The 19,638-nt window shown below is 49.7% G+C and carries 13 protein-coding genes and 8 tRNA genes; 5 read left to right on the top strand and 16 right to left on the bottom strand.

Translation table 11 applies throughout. The annotated features are described in order from the left end of the window. Positions 1–62: 62 nt before the first annotated feature. Positions 63–1,088, bottom strand: a complete 1,026-nt coding sequence (locus tag ACFOE0_RS14560; protein WP_248937151.1) for an isoaspartyl peptidase/L-asparaginase family protein — start codon at positions 1,086–1,088, stop codon at positions 63–65. 213 nt (positions 1,089–1,301) lie between these two features. Here ACFOE0_RS14560 and ACFOE0_RS14555 point away from each other — a divergent pair, with 213 nt between their 5' ends. Beyond that, complete coding sequence (locus ACFOE0_RS14555) at positions 1,302–3,161, top strand: autotransporter assembly complex protein TamA (protein WP_380712409.1); 1,860 nt, start codon at positions 1,302–1,304, stop codon at positions 3,159–3,161. Next, positions 3,161–7,033 carry an autotransporter assembly complex protein TamB gene (tamB, locus tag ACFOE0_RS14550; RefSeq protein ID WP_248937149.1) on the top strand — a complete coding sequence of 1,291 codons (3,873 nt, stop codon included), beginning with the start codon at positions 3,161–3,163 and terminating at the stop codon, positions 7,031–7,033. Before ACFOE0_RS14555 ends, tamB begins: the two co-directional genes overlap by 1 nt. A 156-nt stretch (positions 7,034–7,189) precedes the next feature. On the opposite strand, the gene rplY is transcribed toward tamB, so the two are convergent. From rplY to ACFOE0_RS14535, 3 genes are all read right to left on the bottom strand, one after another. Continuing rightward, positions 7,190–7,477, bottom strand: coding sequence for a 50S ribosomal protein L25 (rplY, locus tag ACFOE0_RS14545; protein WP_248937148.1), 288 nt, complete (start codon positions 7,475–7,477; stop codon positions 7,190–7,192). Positions 7,478–7,595: 118 nt separating this feature from the next. Then, a complete protein-coding gene (locus tag ACFOE0_RS14540) occupies positions 7,596–8,144 on the bottom strand; it encodes a DUF882 domain-containing protein (RefSeq protein WP_248937147.1) in 549 nt (182 codons plus the stop codon). A 122-nt stretch (positions 8,145–8,266) separates the two neighbouring features. Further along, positions 8,267–9,637, bottom strand: coding sequence for a L,D-transpeptidase family protein (locus ACFOE0_RS14535; protein ID WP_248937146.1), 1,371 nt, complete (start codon positions 9,635–9,637; stop codon positions 8,267–8,269). 217 nt (positions 9,638–9,854) lie between these two features. Here ACFOE0_RS14535 and ACFOE0_RS14530 point away from each other — a divergent pair, with 217 nt between their 5' ends. Then, positions 9,855–10,157, top strand: a complete 303-nt coding sequence (locus tag ACFOE0_RS14530) for an HU family DNA-binding protein (protein WP_346347868.1) — start codon at positions 9,855–9,857, stop codon at positions 10,155–10,157. Positions 10,158–10,319: 162 nt separating this feature from the next. On the opposite strand, the gene ACFOE0_RS14525 is transcribed toward ACFOE0_RS14530, so the two are convergent. From ACFOE0_RS14525 to ACFOE0_RS14475, 11 genes are all read right to left on the bottom strand, one after another. Continuing rightward, a complete protein-coding gene (locus ACFOE0_RS14525) occupies positions 10,320–11,078 on the bottom strand; it encodes a 5'-methylthioadenosine/adenosylhomocysteine nucleosidase (protein ID WP_248937144.1) in 759 nt (252 codons plus the stop codon). A 292-nt stretch (positions 11,079–11,370) separates the two neighbouring features. Next, positions 11,371–11,444: transfer RNA gene (locus ACFOE0_RS14520), tRNA-Cys, on the bottom strand. Positions 11,445–11,473: 29 nt separating this feature from the next. Further along, positions 11,474–11,549, bottom strand: a tRNA-Gly gene (locus ACFOE0_RS14515). A 120-nt stretch (positions 11,550–11,669) separates the two neighbouring features. Beyond that, positions 11,670–11,743 (bottom strand) — tRNA-Cys (locus ACFOE0_RS14510). A gap of 1 nt (position 11,744) precedes the next feature. Then, a tRNA-Gly gene (locus ACFOE0_RS14505) sits at positions 11,745–11,820 on the bottom strand. A gap of 107 nt (positions 11,821–11,927) precedes the next feature. After that, positions 11,928–12,001, bottom strand: a tRNA-Cys gene (locus tag ACFOE0_RS14500). Position 12,002: 1 nt separating this feature from the next. Next, a tRNA-Gly gene (locus ACFOE0_RS14495) sits at positions 12,003–12,078 on the bottom strand. Between the two features lie 557 nt (positions 12,079–12,635). Beyond that, positions 12,636–13,190 carry a CDP-diacylglycerol--glycerol-3-phosphate 3-phosphatidyltransferase gene (pgsA, locus tag ACFOE0_RS14490; protein ID WP_115137765.1) on the bottom strand — a complete coding sequence of 185 codons (555 nt, stop codon included), beginning with the start codon at positions 13,188–13,190 and terminating at the stop codon, positions 12,636–12,638. Between the two features lie 47 nt (positions 13,191–13,237). After that, positions 13,238–15,067: an excinuclease ABC subunit UvrC gene (gene uvrC, locus ACFOE0_RS14485; RefSeq protein ID WP_248937143.1), complete on the bottom strand. Its 1,830-nt coding sequence runs from the start codon at positions 15,065–15,067 to the stop codon at positions 13,238–13,240. 18 nt (positions 15,068–15,085) lie between these two features. Then, positions 15,086–15,730, bottom strand: a complete 645-nt coding sequence (uvrY, locus tag ACFOE0_RS14480) for a UvrY/SirA/GacA family response regulator transcription factor (protein WP_248937142.1) — start codon at positions 15,728–15,730, stop codon at positions 15,086–15,088. 857 nt (positions 15,731–16,587) lie between these two features. Next, a tRNA-Ser gene (locus ACFOE0_RS14475) sits at positions 16,588–16,678 on the bottom strand. A 179-nt stretch (positions 16,679–16,857) separates the two neighbouring features. On the opposite strand from ACFOE0_RS14475, the gene ACFOE0_RS14470 reads away from it, so the two are divergent. Both ACFOE0_RS14470 and ACFOE0_RS14465 read left to right on the top strand, forming a co-directional pair. Continuing rightward, positions 16,858–18,063 (top strand): acyl-CoA dehydrogenase family protein, encoded by a 1,206-nt coding sequence (locus tag ACFOE0_RS14470; protein WP_248937141.1) that lies wholly within the window; start codon positions 16,858–16,860, stop codon positions 18,061–18,063. Next, a complete protein-coding gene (locus tag ACFOE0_RS14465; protein WP_248937140.1) occupies positions 18,041–19,237 on the top strand; it encodes an acyl-CoA dehydrogenase family protein in 1,197 nt (398 codons plus the stop codon). The genes ACFOE0_RS14470 and ACFOE0_RS14465 overlap by 23 nt, the downstream gene beginning before the upstream one ends. Before the next feature lie 243 nt (positions 19,238–19,480). On the opposite strand, the gene ACFOE0_RS14460 is transcribed toward ACFOE0_RS14465, so the two are convergent. Further along, positions 19,481–19,571 (bottom strand) — tRNA-Ser (locus tag ACFOE0_RS14460). Between the last annotated feature and the right edge of the window lie 67 nt (positions 19,572–19,638).

The raw sequence follows: 19,638 nt of genomic DNA, 5'->3' as shown, positions 1-19,638 counted from the left end.
GTTCACCTCTCCTTTCTGAGTGTAGTCAAGATCCGGAGCCTCAGGGCCAATACCTGCGAGAGTTATATGTCCTTCCAGATCATCACATTTGCGGGCTCATCATTTCGCTGAGTCGCCCGGTACATACCTTCTGTATTAAAAGGTGTCGCGATATTGCCTCTGCCATCGATAGCAATAACACCACCAGTACCACCAGCAGTAATCAGACGCTGGTTAATCACCTCATCGGCGGCCTGGATAATTGATTTATCCTGATACTTCACCCGGGCACAGATATCACCGGCCACATGGTAACGGATAAAGTATTCGCCATGACCTGTAGCCGATACCGCGCACACATTATTCTCAGCGTAGGTGCCTGCGCCTATCACAGGTGAATCACCAATACGGCCAAAGCGTTTGGCCGTCATACCGCCGGTGGAAGTGCCCGCCGCCAGGTTACCCTGCTTATCCAAAGCTACAGCTCCCACAGTACCAAACTTATACTCAAGATCCAGCGCCATCAGGCTTGCCTGATAATCTTTGGTGGCCAGTTCTTTTTCCGTCAGCTTCTGTTTGGCTTTCAAAAGTTGATTGTACCTTTGCTCTGTATCGAAATAACTCTGTGGCACCAGCTGATACCCCTGAGTCAGGGCAAACTCCTCAGCGCCATCACCGGAAAGCATCACATGGGCTGACTTATCCATGACATCAATCGCCAGATCGATAGGGTTCTTGATATGGCGGACACCCGCGACAGCCCCCGCATTCATGGTGTTACCATCCATCACAGAGGCATCCAGCTCATGACCGCCATCAAAGGTATAGACAGCGCCCTTGCCGGCATTAAACAGTGGGCTGTCTTCCAATACGTTAATCGCCACCTTAACGGCTTCGAGACTATCCCCTCCTTTGGCCAGTACTGCGTGCCCCTTGTTAACAGCTTCCTTTAGCTTGTCCTGATACGCCTTTATCTGCTCATCGGTCAGGTTGGCTTTGGAAATGGTGCCGGCGCCGCCATGAATAGCAATGCCAAAGGGTTTATCCTGAGCGACTGCAGAGGCTGACAATGTCAGCAGTGCCGATACTAAGAGGGCTATCTTATTCATTATTGTTTTTCCTTGATGTTCCCGGAAAGTTAACAGTCGGGAGCCAATATGAACACAAAGCTTGCACAGCATGAATCCTGACGTGACAAAGACTTCTTTGTAGTCATTTATTCCTTTGATTGCAATCACCTGCTTGCCTCCACCCCACAATGCGGTGACAATTGGTGGCAACTTATCAATTAAGCTCAGTTGGACCCCGCCACCCAGATGTTGATGCTTCCTTTCCGGCCCATTGTTTTTTTGCTGCTCCTGGTCATGATTGCACCAATGACGGCCGAAGCGAAAACCAAGAAAAAGCCCTGGCTAACCGTTGAAGTTACCGGCGTAGACGAGGGTTTGTCCCGCAATATTTATGCGCATCTCGGCAGCCTGCCTGAAAATGATGCTCAGCGCCGTGCCTTTCTGTTTACCGTGCAGGACAACGTTAATGCCGCCCTTGAATCTATGGGCTACTACCACGGTACATTGGAGCAGGAGCTGCAGAGACATGATAAAGGTCCCTGGGTTCTTGATTTGAAAATCACCCCTGGACCGGCAGTGCATCTTCTGTGGGTGGATATTCAGGTAGACGGCAAGTTTCGTAACTCCCCCGCCTTCGAACAATGGCTGACCAAAGTCAAAATCAGGCCAGGTGACGTCCTCAATCAGGGCAGCTACGAAGAGGTGAAATCTCAGTTATTGGCCCTGGCTTTATCAAAGGGCTATTTCAACGCCAGATATGTGACCTCAAGGATCACTGTCAACCGGGATGTCAACACGGCAACCATTACCCTGCATCTGAATTCGGGTCCCCGCTATCGTTTTGGAGAGGTCAAATTCGAAGGCACAGATCTGCAGCCGGATATGCTGCAGCAATTGATCCCCTTTAAACCTTATTCCGCCTATTCAACCCAGAAAGTGGGCAACCTTAACCGGGAGTTGCTGGATACCGGCTACTTTTCCAATATTAAGGTGATCCCTCAGATTGAACAGGCCAGTCATACTCAGGTGCCCATCAGTGTGCAACTGACTCCAAAGCCAGCCAATACCATTGATCTGGGTATAGGTGTTGAGATTGGTAACACCTCAGAGAATAAGCCTGAACCCAAGGCCAGTGTCACCTGGCGCACGCCCAAAATTAACTCCTATGGTCATAGCCAGGAGACCACCATTGAATGGTCCCGGGACTCTCTGGCTCAGGACAGTTACCGTTTTCAAAGTACCTACACCATTCCCCTGACTCATCCCCTTGATGACAGGTTACAGATTAAACTTGGCCTGCTGAAAGACAGATACGGTGTGGTGCAGGTTTACGACCCGGACGCCCGGGAGTTCGATACCACAGGACAGCTTGAATCTACCAAAGGCTTTGTTGAAGTACTTCGTCAGCAAAGACTGAAAGGAAATTGGCTGCTGGGATATTCGGTTCAGGGACTGCAGGAGAGCTATAAGCAGTCGGGTCAGGAGTATGACCCAAGGTATGTACTGTTCGGTGCCGGTATTCAAAAGACCAAACGTGGTGACAACACACTGGACCCCAAGTCCGGCTATCGCTCCACTTACAGTATTCAGTACGCCGATCCCAGTCTGGGCTCTGAAATTCGCCTCACCAAAATGCAGGCCAGCTACCTTTGGGTTGATACCTTCTTCAGCAAGCACAGACTGGTAGCCAGATTGGATCTGGGCATCAACCTGGTACCGGATGAGGACCTGGCCAGAGTGCCTCCCTCTCTGCGCTATTTTGCCGGTGGTGATAACAGTATACGCGGCTATGGCTATCAGGAATTGGGACCCACAATAGACACAGAAACTCCTGAAGGCACACTCAGAGAAGTGATTGGTGGCCGTTATCTGGCGGTTGGCAGCCTTGAGTATCAATACTACCTGACCCCAAGCTGGCGACTGGCAGCCTTTGTCGACGCAGGTAACGCCTTCGATAAAAATGAGTTCAAACCTGTCGTGGCTGTAGGCCCGGGTATTCACTGGATCTCTCCGGTAGGTCCTATCAAATTGGATGTAGGTTTTGGCCTGAATAAAACCGCTACCCTGGATCGCAGTTGGCGCATTCACCTGACGATGGGGAGTGTGCTGTAATGACAGAGGATCAGATGTCCGTTCCACCAGCACCACAACAGCAGCCAACCCCCTCAGTTTCAACCAAAAGGCGGGGACTCCTTGGCCGTATCATCAAAAATGTGCTGAGATTTATCATCTATCTGCCACTGCTGTTGCTGGTCACCTTTGCCCTGCTGATTGGCACCTCTTTTGGCAGTCGAATGGCAGTGATGCTGGCAGACAGCCTGGTACCCAATCTTGATCTTGAGTATCAAAGCGGCAGGTTGAATAAAGATATCACCCTGAGTCATGCCCATTGGTCGATGGATGGTGTCAGTGTCGATGCCAATGACCTGCATCTGGCCTGGCGTCCAGCATGTCTGCTGAACAAGCAGATTTGCGTAAATAATCTGGAAACCTCCTCAGTTAAAGTCGTGGTCACTACCTCGGCCTTCAGCGCAGATCCTGCGCCTGATACCCAGCTCGATGGCGAACCTGAAGATATAGCCAGAAGTGATACCCCAGTGCAGCTGCCCTTCAGTATCAGCCTGACCGACAGTGACCTCAAAGGCATTCAGGTCTCAGTTGATCAAATGCAGTTCAATGCAGACCGACTTTCGGCATCTGCCGATTGGCCAACTTCCGGCATCAGGGTTCATAAGCTGGAAAGTGAAGGATTGCTGGTCGATATTCCCCTGGGCAAAGGTGACTATCAATCTGAAGCCACAGACAAGTCCAATGACCAATGGGCTCTGGCCAATCTGCCAAAGGTCTACAACCCTGTACCTGTCATAGTGGAAGAGCTGCAGCTGACAAACAGCCTGTTAAAACTGGGGGAGCGTAAAGACCATTTTGCCCAGCTGTCTTTGACCGGGGAGTATCTTGGTACCCGAATTCGACTGCAGCAGCTGGAAGCAGACCATGATATGGGTTCAGTCAGCGTCAGTGGTAATATCACGCTGGATAAGCATTATCCAATGGATATCAATGCCAAAGCTCAACTCAATCAAGACTCACTGCTGTCCGGGCTGGGCAATCAAAGCCTGGCTCTTGATGCCAAAGGCGACTTTACCCGGCTTGTGGTGACAGGCTCAGGTAAAGGAGATACTGACTTTACCCTCAATCTAACCACAGATCTGGCTGATGCCACCCTGCCCTATACCCTGGCACTGTCAGCGAAAGCATTGAGATGGCCACTGAATAACCCAGAGTATCGTGCCAACAGGCTTAATCTGCACACCAAAGGAACCATCAAGCATCAGTCAGCCGTACTCTCCGGTGATATCACCACTCCCTTTTACCCACAAACTCAGTTTGCTGCCGAGTTAAATCATGGTGAGGGAGAGCTGAAACTGCCTCACCTGCAACTGGTGTCCGGAGACACCACCCTCCACCTGGCCGGCGACCTTGGATACCGCTCTGGTGAAAATATTGAGCTTAACTGGCAAGTCAGCCTGGATGGAAACCAGCTTAATCCGGGCCTGGTCACTCTGCCCAATGGTACCGCGCTCCCTAAAGGCAGAATTAAGGCTGAGCTGACCAGCACCGGTCAGTTGAAAGGTGATAACTGGCAGGTCAGCTTGCCTGCGCTGTCTCTGTATGGGTTATTGGACGGCTACCCGCTGGATCTTACCGGCAGCCTTTCTCTGGATAATAAGCTGCATTTTGCAGCCGATAACCTTCAACTTAAGGCTCTGGGAGCCAGCCTGATTGCCAGGGGCAGCACCGGCGAGCAATGGGATCTCACAGGTCATCTGGATGTGCCCAGTCTCTCTCCCTGGATGAAAGATGCCAAAGGCAGTATTAAGGCAGACCTCAGAGTCACAGGTAAAGAGGACGCTCCGCGCCTTGCACTGGATGGCCAGCTCGCCAATATCCGGCTCCAACAACTTGAAATTGATCAACTGGGGATCAATGCCTGGGTCGATCTTATGGGTCAACATGCCTATAACCTGGCGGTTGGCGGTGAAGCGCTGAGCTTTGAAGAAAATGACCTGAAAACCCTCACGCTTTGGAGTCAGGGTGATTTAAATAAGCAAAAGCTGTCATTGACCACCCAGGGGGAAGTCAGATTGGATACCCGGGTAGACAGTGAATACAACCAGGATACAGGTGATATCAAAGGCGAGATAAGCCAGTTGGATATCGCCAGTGTCATTGGTCAATGGCGTCTTGATAAACCACTGCATATGGATTGGAACTTAAAGGACAATCAGGGCAGAGTCAGTGACTTCTGTTTGATGGGCGCTGACGGCCGCCTGTGTCTGGATAAAGAGGTTCCTCTCGCGGATAAGGGTGAAGCGGGCATATCTTTCGAGGGAGATCCCGGTGCCATTATCGCGCCATTGATGCCAGCTCAAATCAAATGGCACGGACCGGTTGCCCTCAACTCACAAATGAAATGGCAACCGGGTAAGCGACCATCAGCCAATCTGTTGTTGCAGCTGAAGCCGGGGTCAGTGACTGTCACCCGTAAAGAGCAGGCGCCAGCCACCATTAATTACAATGGCGGTGAAGTCGCGGGGCTGCTGAATGAGGATCAACTGACCCTGAACACAGATATAGATGCGGGTTCGCTGGCTTCCCTGTCGAGCCGACTTCAGGTGAGTGTCGCCAGTGACAGAAAGCTCAGCGGTAATATTGCTATTGAGCATCTGCAATTGGCCGGTCTGCAGGCTTTTGTACCACAAATCGAAACCCTGGCTGGCAAGCTGAGCAGCCAGATGCAGTTATCCGGCACTCTAGGCAAACCCCAGGTCGAGGGGCAACTGGCATTGGAGCAAGGTTCATTGTCTGCCGCAGCCAACCCTACCTTGCTCGAAAACATTGCGGTGACCATGACATTCGCCGGTCAGCAAGCCCAACTCGACGGCAGCTGGACCATGGGTAAAGGTAAAGGCGAACTGGGCGGCAAGTTGGATTGGCAACAGGGTAAAGCCAGTGGTGATATCAGTATCAAGGGTGATCGACTCGAAGTGATCGCACCGCCGGTGGCCATTGTGCAGATCAGTCCGGACCTGACCATCAGCCTCTCCCCAAAAGGCACTCATGTCGCCGGAACAATCAATGTTCCTGACGGTGATATCAAAATAGTGCAGATGGCGGCGGGTGGCGTGCCTCTGTCGCCTGACGTGGTGTTTCAGGACTCCATCTCAGCAGAGGCCGCCAAAGCCAAGCCCTACCCCGTGAGTGTTGAGCTGAATGTGAAAGTGGATGATAAGGTCAATATCAGTGGTATGGGTCTGAGTGGTAATCTTGCCGGTACCCTGACGCTGCAGCAACAACCTTCAAGACCACCTCTGCTGTTTGGCGAGATACAGGTGCTGAATGGCAGCTACCGCTTCCTGGGGCAACGCCTTCAGATAAGTACAGGTGAGCTGCAGTTTGTTGGCCCGGCCGGAGAGCCCAACCTGAATATCGAAGCGGTCAGAGTCGTCAAAGATGAATCCGGTGATGTTACCGCCGGTATTCGCATTACAGGAACACCGGCACGGCCCCAGGTAAACCTGTTTTCCAATCCGGCGATGGAGCAGGCAGAGATCCTGTCTTACATCATCAAAGGCAGTGGCTTCAATAACAAGGAACAGAACGACGCCTTGATGATGAGCGCGGCACTGACACTGAGCACCCAGCTGGCAGATGGTGCCATAGGTAATATCGGCAATGCCGCCACCAGCCTCGCAGAGAAGATAGGTATCTCTGATATTCAGTTGGATGCCAATGATGATGGCAAGGTCGCGATCAGTGGCTACATAGGCGACCGTTTGATGGTCAAATATGGTATTGGCGTATTCAACCCGGGTTATGAGTTAACCGTGCGCTACTACCTGCTTACCCGGCTATATCTGGAAGCAGTATCAGGCACCCTGGATCAATCCCTAGACCTCTATTACAGCTTTGACCTGAACTGATAGCCAAAAGCCCTGCTCTGTTGCAGGGCTTTTTATTTCGATGCCACAGTCATCCCGCCATCGAGACCTGTCAGTCAATTAAACTCACAGGATAGTTATTGCTATCAACAAAAACAAAAAAGGCGCCATAAAGGCGCCTTTTCCGTGAAATTCGTATTAAGCGTATACGAAATCAACGTGTTCGATCATAGGCTTGAACACGTGACGCTGCATAGCTTGAGCGCGAACTTTAACTTCTTTACCGTCCAGAACGATGGTCAGGTCAGAAGTGTAGAAATCATCGTTGGTCTGGATGTTGATGATATCTTTGTGCGCGAAAACGATAGATACAGCTTCTTTGCCAGCACCGTAGATGATAGCTGGAACTTTACCCTCACGACGCAGGCGGCGGCTCGAACCTTTCCCCAAGTCAGTACGGGTTTGTGCTTCGATAGTGTAAGACATTGTGTTTCTCACTTAATTCAATAGTAAATACGTGCCGGTATTTTCGACCAATACCGACCCAGTTAAAGCGCGCGGATATTAGCACAGGAATACAGGGCCCTACAAGCAAAACCTATTCTTACCAGTAACGTACCGGGCCACAATCTACATGGATAAAGTCACTTCCCGGATAAAAGCCAACGCCACCGGCTTTCAGGGATTTGGCTGCATCCCGCAAGTCTGCCAGCTTGACGCCCGGCATACGCAAATCCACAGCCATTCCCTTCATATGGTAACTCTTCTTGGCAACCCCACCGCTTTTCGATGCCAGCATGGCATTGGTGTGGGGAGAGCGATAACCGGAGATGATTTCGATTTCGCCGGTTTTACCCAGCTTTTGCTGCAAGTCGAACAAAATATCAAACACCCGCAGATCCATGGGTGCAACGATGTTTTGTCTGTGGTCTCTCAGGACATAGTTGAAACCGTCCAATGCGGCTTGCTGATAGCTGCCGTCATGCCAAAAGTCACCCTCAAACCTGTCACCTGTGTGCAGATTTACCATATCGAGAAACCGACTGCCTTTGGTTGAGCGGCTGGCGTAAGCTTGCCCCGGAATAACGGAACATAAGGCGGCACTTCCCAATAACTTAAGCGCCATTCTTCTGGAAGGACAAACTGACTGCAAACAACACCCCGAATAATTTTTAACCACATCTGGCGCACAAATTATCGATTACGGCGTCTTTTCGCAAGTTAATTGCACTAAATCATCTAAAACAGGCGGAATATATCTCTAAATGATGAGGTTTACCTGGATGCCGACAGGCCTCCACTGCGGGTTTGGTGTTTGCGGTAAATATCACTGCGAAACTGGGCATTATCAGGCCCCTGCATCCAGGCGGTCCAATAAACCAGGTGTATGGGCAAGACATCATTTAACGCAAACCACTGGGTTTCGTAATTGGGATCGTTGACCTTGCTCACCCAGGTCTGCTTATCCATCACCAGATTGGCTGCGACCCAATTGGCCAGAGCATCGACTCTTTCAACCCTTATGCAGCCGGAAGACAAAGCTCGGTCTGCCTGTTCAAACAGGTGCTTGTCCGGGGTGTCATGAAGGTAAACACTGTAGTCGTTGGCAAAATGGAATTTATAGCGTCCAAGAGCGTTGTCTTCCCCCGGCCGCTGCACCAGACGGTAAGGAAACCCTCCTTCAGCCTTCTGCTGCCACTCCTCTGCAGACAGCTGCTGAAGATTACCCTGGAAGTCGTAAACTTCAAATCCCTTGGTGTCGATATAGCTACCGTCTTGACGGATTTTAGGCCTGAGATCCCGATAGGCTAATCTGCGGGGAACCCTCCAGCTTGGGTTCAGCACCAGATTACTGATCTGACTGTTCATTACAGGTGTCTGCCGATAACGGCTGCCCACAATGACTCTGGAGTGCAGTCGCAGCAAGCCCTTATCCACCAACTTCATTTCATAGGCAGGAATATTCACCAGCAGGTATCTGTCGCCAATCGCCGCAAGATAGCGGGTGCGCTCAACAAAGTTCCTGGCCAGCAATGTTGCGCGCTCTGCTGGACTCATATTCAACCAATGCAGTGTACGAGGTCCAACGACCCCGTCCATCTCCAGCCCATGCCTTTGCTGAAACTTCTTAACAGCCAATTCAAGGGCAAGATCGTACTGGCTTCCCCCCTGCCAACTTTGGCCAAGATCCCCAAGCTGCTTAAGTCGTTCGGCCAAAGCAACCACGCCACGGTGGTTATCTCCGGGACGCAACCAAAAATCTCCGGAAAGCCGTACCCAGTTCTGATTCTCTTCAAGCCAGCCAAGATATTGAATTCTATTGGTGATCCAGAGGTAATCTCTGGCTTTGGGTTCAATGGCCAACACCCGCTCTAACCGGCTGTTAAGACCACTGTGAAGCTGATGAGCCAATCCCTGATTTTGCCAAAACAGAGCGACGTCCATCAGCATGTCATCCAGATGCGCCAGTTGTTTAGATTCTTCAGACTTAATAAAGAGCTGGTAATAGGCAGCAAACCTCTGGCTGTCATCAGCCAATGCCACCAGATGCAGGTGGCGCTCAAAGTACTCCAATGCCTGCGAGTCAACGGCTTTGGCGGGAGAGACTGTCAGAAATGTCATCAGAGTGAGGATCATAAGTCTCATACTTGTACCCCATTGAAGTTGGTCATCCGGACACTGCCCTGGTCGGCATACAAACATTCAAGATGGCTTAATTATGGCAGAAGGCCAGAGTGGTCACCAAATCGCCAGGTAAAACTTCCTGAATTTTGTGTTTTGGATGAAAACCTGACCACAGCGGGGGATTATTGCGCACTCAAGCTGACACCAGTGTGAATGTTCAGCTTGAGCTGATATAACCTTGCCTTTTCTCAAATATGAAGCGGCAATGAACAAGAAACAGCTGACTCAGGCTATGGCCAAAAAGCTAGCGCTTTCAGAAGCAACAACCAAACCTGTGCTGGATGAGATTTTGCAGCAACTGCATCGTGCCCTGGCTGAAGGCGAGAAGGTATATCTGCCCCAGTTTGGAACATTTGAACTCAGATACTATCTGCCCAAGACTGGCCGCAATCCGCGTACCGGCGAAACCATAGAGATCGAGGGTTATAATCAACCCAGTTTTAAGCCTTCTCCGGCATTGAAAGACGCAGTAAACCCATAAAAAATGCGGCCGTTGGCCGCATATCCTGTCACTGCTCAAGTCTATGTCACAGCTGAACTGCACAATGTCTCTTCAGCCACACTGGGACCAGAGATAGTAGAACCAAATACATTGAGTCAACAAAAAAGCGCCCGAGGGCGCTTTTGATTAAGCATCTGCAGCTTACAGAGACTGAAGCATCTCAAGCACGATAGCGACTGAGTTATGAGCCGTAGCTTGCTTGGCCTCTTCGTACGACAGGTGAGCGCTGCCATCGGCTTTATCTGAGATAGTCCGGATCACCACTAGAGGCACCTTGTACATATCAGCAACCTGAGCAACGGCGGCCCCTTCCATCTCCACCGCCATGGCATCAAACTCCTGCTGCATTTCGGCAACTTTGGCCTTGTCGGCAATAAATTGATCTCCAGTGACCACAGTCCCGATATGTGCTTTATCAGCACCGACAACCTTACGGGCAGCGTCGATAGCCAACGCTTGCAGTGCTTTGTCTGTTTTAAATGCTCTGTCGTCATAACCATCCAACAAACCTTTTGGTGCGCCAAATACCGTCAGGTCGACATCGTGTTGGATCAGATCGCTGGACACCACCACATCAGCCACATTCAGTTCAGAACTGGCTGCACCGGCAATACCGGTGAATATGATTTTCTCGACGTTAAATTGGGTGATCAGAGTATGAGTGGTAACAGCAGCATTAACCTTTCCCACACCGGAACGGGCAACAACGACCTCTTTGCCATTAATTGTCCCTGTGTAATAGGTGTTTGCGGCCAATTGATGAGTCTTACGATTTTCAATCTTCGGCAACAAACCTTCAATCTCAACATCCATCGCACCCAGCAAGGCAATTGGCTTGGCGTTGGCAGTAAAGCCCAGCAGGCTAACAAGGCTGGTCAGCAGGATCAGTAATTTTTGCATGTTATTTCTCGGTAGGGATAAGTACAGTCCGGATAAGACGCGCAAATCATACTGATTATTGAATTAAGCTCCAGAGAAATTCAACGGCGCTAACGCCTTTCGGCCGTTTGCTCACCAAATATGACTAACAGCTCATGTCCTGAATTCAATGACGTGATCTACTTCTGGGTTAAGGCGAGAAGATAAATTGAAAGGCGAAACCGCAGGCAAAATAAACTTTATGGACAATACAAGCTGCTTGGTCAGTCCTGTCCAGTCGATGTTGTAATTCGAATATTTTACAGGAGAGAAGTGGAGGCGCGACCCGGAGTCGAACCGAGATCGACGGATTTGCAATCCGCAGCATAGCCATTCTGCCATCGCGCCACTTTGATCGGTGAGGAACACCTGAAGATTGGAGCGACATATCGGGTTCGAACCGATGACCTATACCTTGGCAAGGTATCGCTCTACCAACTGAGCTAATGTCGCTTTACATTTTTTAAGACTTCACTTGTGCTGCCTGAACTAAAGGGTATCGTCCTCTCATTCTTGCAACTGAGCTAATGTCGCATATATCAAGTTTGCTTCACTTTCTCATTAGGGAGGAAGTGGAGGCGCGACCCGGAGTCGAACCGAGATCGACGGATTTGCAATCCGCAGCATAGCCATTCTGCCATCGCGCCTTGGAGCGACATATCGGGTTCGAACCGATGACCTATACCTTGGCAAGGTATCGCTCTACCAACTGAGCTAATGTCGCATATTTGTTTTTAATGACTTCACCGAAATTGCCTGAAATCAAGGTATCGTCCTTTCATTCATCCAACTAAGCTAATGTCCAATTTTTAACACATCACTCTTAGAGAGTGGAGGCGCGACCCGGAGTCGAACCGAGATCGACGGATTTGCAATCCGCAGCATAGCCATTCTGCCATCGCGCCTTGGAGCGACATATCGGGTTCGAACCGATGACCTATACCTTGGCAAGGTATCGCTCTACCAACTGAGCTAATGTCGCATTTTTGTTTTTAATGACTTCACCGAAATTGCCTGAAATCAAGGTATCGTCCTTTCATTCATCCAACTGAGCTAATGTCGCATCTCAATTTTTAAGGACTTCACCGTAATTGCCTGAACTTCAGGGTATCGTCCTTTCATTCTTGCAACTGAGCTAATGTCGCATCTTACTTCTTAAAGCCTTTTGCCAAACGATTAAAGCTTGAACAAAGACCAGCTCACCGCCTTATCGCCGGGAACGGGGCATACTTTAGCGGATTTGAGCCAAGGGTCAACAGAAAACTTTAACCCTTTTATTCATATGATTAAATAAAGATCGCTACGGTCATTTCGCTGTCAGGATTTAACACTGAAAACCGATAAATTAAACACTGGCATTACAGATTTAAGCCTTGTTATCTCGCCACTTGCTGTTGCAGGGGCTGAAAGCTATCGTCAAGCCTGCAACCTCGTTAGGTTGCCGGAGCCGCTCTTTTCCCAAAAACAAAAATCCCTGAAGTCATACTTCAGGGATCTGTTGGCTTGCTTTAAATATTTCGGGTTCTGACACTCTGGATATCAGTGCTCTTCAGCAGTCAAATCCTTCCAGGCACTCATGATATAACTGAGCATGGACCAGAACGTGAGAATGGCAGCGATATAAAGCAGTACAAATGCCAACCCAACCATCCATTCATTGGGTTTCCACAACAAACCGATAATCGCCAACATCTGGGCCGCAGTCTTGTATTTACCTATCCAGGAAACTGCTACTACGCCACGTTTCCCCATCTCGGCCATCCATTCACGCAGCGCAGAGATAACTATCTCGCGGCCAATCATAAACAGCGCAGGTAAAGTCAACCAAACAGTGTCGTAGTCCTGAACCAAAAGAACCAGAGCAGCAGCAACCATCACCTTATCAGCTACCGGGTCAAGAAAGGCCCCGAATCGAGTGGATTGCTCCAACTTTCTCGCCAGGTAACCATCCAACGCATCTGTAATTGCTGCCAGCCAGAAAACGAATGCAGTAGCGAACGGTGCCCACTCATAGGGCAAAAAGAAAAAGGCAACAAAAACCGGAAGTAAAACAACCCTGAACAGCGTAAGGGCGATGGGTACATTAAAAGGCATGCTGGAACCAATTTATCAAAAGCAGCGCCAATCTTGCCTTAATTTTGTTACCCCCGCAACGCATCGTGAATCGTTTGTGCCATTTCTATGCTAATTCCGGGTACTTTCGCCAATTCCGCCACGCTGGCTCCCTTAACCTCTTGCATTCCCCCCAAAAATTGCAAAAGTGCCTTGCGTCTTTTGGGCCCGACTCCCGGAATAGATTCCAGCGTCGACGTGTTACGAGTTTTCTGTCGTTTGTTTCTGTGTCCTGTAATGGCAAATCTATGTGATTCATCGCGAATATGCTGGATTAAATGCAGCGCCAGGGAATCATCTTCCAAAGCAAACTCATCTTCGCTGTCGCCCCAGATCAGGGTTTCCAGACCAGGTTTACGACTTTCACCTTTAGCCACACCGATAAGCTGGGGAGCTTTTTCAATATCAGCAAACTTCTCGTCAACAATCTCCTGAGCCATACGCAGCTGGCCCAAGCCACCATCGATAAACAACAGATCGGGAATTTTTGAGTCGGCCGTCACTTTGTCAAAACGGCGCGCAATCGCCTGTTTCATCGCGGCGTAATCGTCACCCGGGGTAATCCCCTTGATATTGTATCTGCGGTATTCAGCCTTATCCGGCCCTTCTCTATTGAAGACGACGCAAGATGCGACTGTGCTCTCTCCCATGGTATGACTGATGTCGAAACATTCCATCCGTGATACCGGGCCACTCAACTCCAGCGATTCTTCAAGTGCAACAAATCTTTGCTCAACAGTATTCTTGTGAGACAAGTGGCTGGCAACAGCATTGGTGGCATTGGTCACGGCCAGCTTTAAATACTTCGCCCGCTCTCCCCTGACGCTGGTTTTAATCTCGACTTTGCGTCCAAGCGCCTGGTTAATCGCCGACTCGAGTTCGGTAACCCCTACAAAGCCATGGCTGATAATCACCTCTTTGGGAATAGTGCGTTGCACCTGAACATTGAGATAGAACTGCAACATAAAGGAGTGCAGGATCTCTTCCAATTCAGTTTGAGCCGGAATTTTTGGGTAGTAGCTTCGAGAGCCAAAGATTTTACCGTCACGAATAAACAGCAAATGGAAGCAAGCCATGCCCGAGGCATAGTGCACACCGATAACATCTAGATCATCAGTATTGCCTGACACCTCACTCTGCTCAGCAACACGTCTAAGCGCCATGATTTGATCCCTGAACCCAGCTGCTTTCTCATACTCCATATCCTGAGCAGCCTGCTCCATCTGCCCGACCAGAGATGACATCACCTGCTTGTCTTTTCCCCGCAGGAACAAAGACGCCAGCTTAACCTGCTGCTGATACTCTTCATCTGAGATTTTGCCGACGCAGGGCCCGCTGCATCGACCAATCTGATACTGCAAACAGGGACGGGAACGGGATTTATAGTACACATCCGTACATTGACGGATAGGAAACAACTTCTGCATCAGGTGCAGACTTTCCCTGACCGCGCCACCATTGGGGTATGGACCGAAGTACTGGCCTTTGTCCCGCTTGGCCCCTCTGTGATAGGCAAGCCGGGGATGACGGTGATCACTCAATAAGATAAAGGGGTATGACTTGTCGTCCCGCAGCAACACATTGTATTTAGGCATGTATTGCTTGATGTAGTCATTTTCCAGAATGAGCGCATCAGTCTCACTGTGTGTCAGGGTGACATCAATATGAGCGATATGAGACACCAATGCCTGGGTTTTGACATTGGGCAGATTCTTGCGGAAATAGGATGAAAGCCGCTTCTTAAGATCTTTGGCCTTGCCTACATAGATAACCACAGAGGATGCATCGTACATTCGATACACCCCTGGCTTACCGGGAACCGTTTTAAGGAAATCGGAAGGATTGAATTGTGTCGGCATAACTCCCCGACTAATCGATTAAAATTGACCTGTGTCCAACATCTTATATCGAATAGCCAAGCGGGTCAGCTCCACATCACCGCTAATTCCCAACTTGCTGAAGAGACGGTAGCGATAACTGTTAACGGTTTTGGGACTCAGATTAAGCTGCTCAGAGATATCATTGACCTTCTCGCCACTGGTGATCATCATCATGATCTGCAGCTCACGCTCAGATAACGCCTTAAAAGGGTTTTCATCTGTCTGGTTAAACTGGCTCAGCGCCATTTGCTGAGCAATTTCAGGAGACAAATAACGCTGACCGTGTGCAACCTGACGAATCGCCTGCAGCACTTCCGGCGGTTTTGCACCTTTGGTCAAATATCCGGAAGCACCGGCCTGCATCACCTTGGTCGGGAATGGGTCTTCGGTATGAATGGTCAGCACAATAATTCTTGCATGTGGCTGATAGCGAAGGATCTTGCGGGTAGCCTCAAGGCCGCCGATTCCGGGCATATTCATGTCCATCAGAATCACGTCTGCCTCGTTCTGACGACACCACTGAACTGCGGTCTCACCGTCACCGGCTTCGCCGACAACCTTAATACCACGCTCATCTTCAAGGATCCTGCGGATCCCCGTTCTGACCAACTCGTGGTCATCGACCAGGTATACAGAAATCAACTTCTACCCTTCCCATTCATTATTATTGAGTTTTTACTTCAAACGTCATCTTAGAGGCTAATCTAGCCCATAAAAGCGCTTTATAAAAGCTGAATTTGGCTATATCTAAGTCTGTGAATTAAAAAGAGAACCATTGACTAAATTGACACCTGCGGGGCAGCTGACAATTCAGTTAAGTGTTTACAATGTGAACCTTTACGTCACAGATGTAAAGCGCAGAATAATCTGCCTTTAGACGCACAATCTTCAATACAAGCTTTGCCTTAATTGCCTGCACCTACCAATTTTAACAGTAGTATGACAGTAACACTAGGGTTAGTTACGTGCTACAAAACAAACACGACTAAAGTCTAATACAGCGCCATGTAATATTCAGAATACAGCATGGTGGATTAGCCTCTTCTTTTGTCACGTATTTACCGCCAGTCAATTGATAGTACCGAGTCCACACACCCCAAATAAGCCATTGATAAATTACGAGTTAACCTTAAGGCAAAAAGTAAGAGCAAGGCCAACCTAAAAGACGAATAGAGGGTAGATAACATGGACCCAAGTCATCTGTAATAAGTTGGATGAGCGCCCCATCCATAAACAAAAGCGCCAGTAACTTTCGTTACTGGCGTTCTCTAAAATATGACTTAGGAGCAGGGATTAAAGCCCATGATATGAGTCTGGATGGGTATCCCATCCATCAAACTTCGAATAGCAAAAAGCCCGCTTAAAACTAAGCGGACTTTTCTAAATATGGCGGAGGAGCTGGGATTAAAGCCCTTGATATGAGTCTGGATGGGCGTCCCATCCTGCAAAACCCTAAATAGCAAAAAGCCCACTTAAAACTAAGCGGGCTTTTCTAAATATGGCGGAGGAGCAGGGATTTGAACCCTGGATGGGCTATTAACCCATGCCGGTTTTCAAGACCGGTGCATTCAACCACTCTGCCACCCCTCCGGACGACGCGAATATTACCCAGACAGAGATCCCCTGTAAACCCCTTTTTACCGTCGACCCTGTCAGTCGCTCATTATTGCGTCAAAACCCCAATAACTACCCCATCGTCCATCCGGCCGATTAATTTCAGCACGGGTGAACTTAAGAATATCAAGTGTTCACATATTTGGAGACGCAAGATGGAGTTTGCTTTTACCCAGGAGCAACGGATGATCATGGATATGGCGCAGGACTTCCTTACAGAGATCAGCCCGTCCGATAAAATCCGTGAAGCAATGACTACTGACCGCGGCTACATAACCGAGTTATGGCAGCGAGTGTGTGAGGAGATGTGCTGGCAGGCGATAACCATTCCCGAGCAGTATGGCGGATTGGGCCTTGGATACGTTGAGCAGGCCATTGTCATGGAACAGATGGGTAAGCAGCTTTTCTGCTCTCCATTTCTGGCGACTCAGGCATTGGCGACAAATGCCTTGCTACTCTGTGCAAATGAGCAACAAAAGCAACGTTGGCTGACTGAGTTGGCGCAGGGGAAAATCACCGCCTCTCTGGGCTGGTTATCGGGCAGCTCACTGCAAAACCGACATTGGGGCAGTCAAAGCGTACAGGCGAGCTTCACTTTATGTGAAGGTGGCGCAATCCTTAACGGAGAGTGGCAACAGGTTATCGATGGTCATAGTTGCGACCTGCTTATTGTCACTGCCCGCAGCCCTGCCAATGGTCATATAAAACTGTTTGCTGTGGAGCCAAAGGCTTGCCAAATTCAACGACTGCCGCTACCGACTCTTGACCAAACCCGCAAACTCAGTCGTATCAGCGCTACACAGCTTTTTGTTCCTGAGTCGGACATATTGGGCACTCAAGCAGATCAGCACAAAGAGCTAGAGTTAATCCTTTCTCTTGCAACAATTGCACTGGCAGCAGAGCAAGCCGGCGGCTCTGCCAGCACCCTGACAAGCTCTGTGGATTACCTTAAAGAAAGGGTGCAGTTCAACCGCCCTCTTGCCTCATTTCAGGCACTGAAACATAGAGCGGCAGATATGAAACTCGAATTGGAGTCCGCCATTTCTGCAGTCTACTACGCCGCCTGTATCGCCGACGCCTGGAGTCAGGGAGCCAAATCAGATAGTGCACTGCATAGAGCCGCGTCCATGGCCAAATCCGTCTGCTCTGACACCTTTACTTTTTGTGCTCAGGAAGCGCTGCAGTTACATGGTGGAGTTGGTTTTACCTGGGAGTACGATGTTCACCTGTATCTGAAAAGGGCTCAATCGAGTGCCACCCTGTTTGGTGCAGCAAACATACATAGAGCGAGAGTTGCGGACAGCCTTTTAGGGCCAGTCGAACGTCAGGAGACCGGTTATGAAACTGACCTTCAGCCATGAAGACGAGTTATTTCGTCAGGAAATCGCCCAATGGCTCAGTGGCAATCTGATCGGGAAGTATGAGCAGCTGAAGTTCAGAGGCGGTCCCGGCGATGAACATATGTTCCCCAACGAACGGAAACGATGGGAGCAACATCTGGCTGCTGCCGGATGGCTCTGTATTGGTTGGCCAAGGGAGTTCGGTGGCAGAGGCTTAACGATTAACCAACAGGTGATTTTTCACGAAGAGTATGCCAGAGCAGGCGGTCCGGGTCTTGTGGGTCATATAGGCATAGGCCTGCTGGGTCCAACTCTGTTGCAATTTGGCTCAAAGGAGCAACAACAACGCTTCCTGCCGGGCATACTCAGGGGCACAGAATATTGGTGTCAGGGTTACTCAGAGCCCGGCGCAGGCTCAGATCTGGCCAATGTCGCCACCAAAGCCAGACTGGATGCAACAGATAACTGTTGGCATATCCAGGGGCAGAAGGTCTGGACTTCCCTCGCCCACGAAGCGGATTGGTGTTTTGTCCTTGCACGCACTGAACAAGGGTCTACAGGACATCATGGTCTCTCCTTTTTGCTTGTTCCCCTGGATCAACCTGGCGTTGATATCAGACCTATCACCCAATTAACCGGTACCAGCGAATTCAATGAAGTGTTTTTTGATGATGCCATCACTGATGTTGCCAATATAGTAGGCAAGCCGGGTGAAGGCTGGCGTATTGCCATGGCATTGCTCGGCCATGAGCGTGGCGTTTCCACCCTGGGTCAACAGATGCAGTTCAGCAACGAACTCAATGAGATTATCAGGATCGCCCAAAGTAATGGTGCTGCATCAGATCCCCACATCCGCGACAGAATTGCCAGAACCTGGGAAGGTCTGGTTGTCATGCGCCATCATGCTCTCAGAATGCTGAGTAATCCCAATCAGTCACAGCTGCCCCCGGAAGCACTGGTGTATAAACTGCACTGGTCAAGCTGGCATGCAGAGCTGGGCAAACTGGCCATGGATGTACTGGGACCTGAGGGGCTTGAACTCGATGCTGCGCCCTATCAGCTCTCCAGGTTGCAGTCTCTCTATCTCTTTTCCCGGGCTGATACTATTTATGGCGGCAGTAATGAAATTCAGCGCAACATTATCGCCGAACGGGCACTGGGCATGCCTAAAGAGCCAAGGACAAAGTCAGCTTAGGGAAGCAGCAAGCCTTGTTATTGAAGATGACTCAAAAACACCAATCAACGCTCTTGGTATGAGTTGGATGGGCTTCCCATCTATAAACAAGAACGCCAGTAACTTTCATTACTGGCGTTCTCTACCACATTGAGTTTGGGGCGGGATTCTGGCCCTTTATATGAGTCTGGATGGGCGTCCTGTCCTACAAAACCCTAAATAGCAAAAAGGCCCGCTATTTCTAGCGAGCCTTTTCATCGAATATGGCGGAGGAGCAGGGATTTGAACCCTGGATAGGCTATTAACCTATGCCGGTTTTCAAGACCGGTGCATTCAACCACTCTGCCACCCCTCCGGACGACGCAGACATTAAAGACTCAGGCACCAAGTGTAAAGAACTTTTCGTCATAACGAGACTCAAC

The sequence above is a fragment of the Shewanella submarina genome, assembly GCF_042646185.1.
Taxonomy (GTDB): Bacteria; Pseudomonadota; Gammaproteobacteria; order Enterobacterales; family Shewanellaceae; genus Shewanella; species Shewanella corallii.
The sequence above is the reverse complement of the archived record's forward strand: the minus strand, read 5'-3'. Positions and strand labels throughout refer to the sequence as shown.

Excerpts from the sequence above, each read along its gene's own strand:
- ACFOE0_RS14535 (WP_248937146.1), bottom strand. The coding sequence starts at position 9,637 with ATGAGACTTATGATCCTCACTCTGATGACATTTCTGACAGTCTCTCCC.
- pgsA (WP_115137765.1), bottom strand. The coding sequence starts at position 13,190 with ATGCCTTTTAATGTACCCATCGCCCTTACGCTGTTCAGGGTTGTTTTA.
- uvrC (WP_248937143.1), bottom strand. The coding sequence starts at position 15,067 with ATGCCGACACAATTCAATCCTTCCGATTTCCTTAAAACGGTTCCCGGT.
- ACFOE0_RS14555 (WP_380712409.1), top strand. The coding sequence starts at position 1,302 with ATGCTTCCTTTCCGGCCCATTGTTTTTTTGCTGCTCCTGGTCATGATT.
- rplY (WP_248937148.1), bottom strand. The coding sequence starts at position 7,477 with ATGTCTTACACTATCGAAGCACAAACCCGTACTGACTTGGGGAAAGGT.
- ACFOE0_RS14525 (WP_248937144.1), bottom strand. The coding sequence starts at position 11,078 with ATGCAAAAATTACTGATCCTGCTGACCAGCCTTGTTAGCCTGCTGGGC.
- tamB (WP_248937149.1), top strand. The coding sequence starts at position 3,161 with ATGACAGAGGATCAGATGTCCGTTCCACCAGCACCACAACAGCAGCCA.
- ACFOE0_RS14470 (WP_248937141.1), top strand. The coding sequence starts at position 16,858 with ATGGAGTTTGCTTTTACCCAGGAGCAACGGATGATCATGGATATGGCG.
- ACFOE0_RS14465 (WP_248937140.1), top strand. The coding sequence starts at position 18,041 with ATGAAACTGACCTTCAGCCATGAAGACGAGTTATTTCGTCAGGAAATC.
- ACFOE0_RS14560 (WP_248937151.1), bottom strand. The coding sequence starts at position 1,088 with ATGAATAAGATAGCCCTCTTAGTATCGGCACTGCTGACATTGTCAGCC.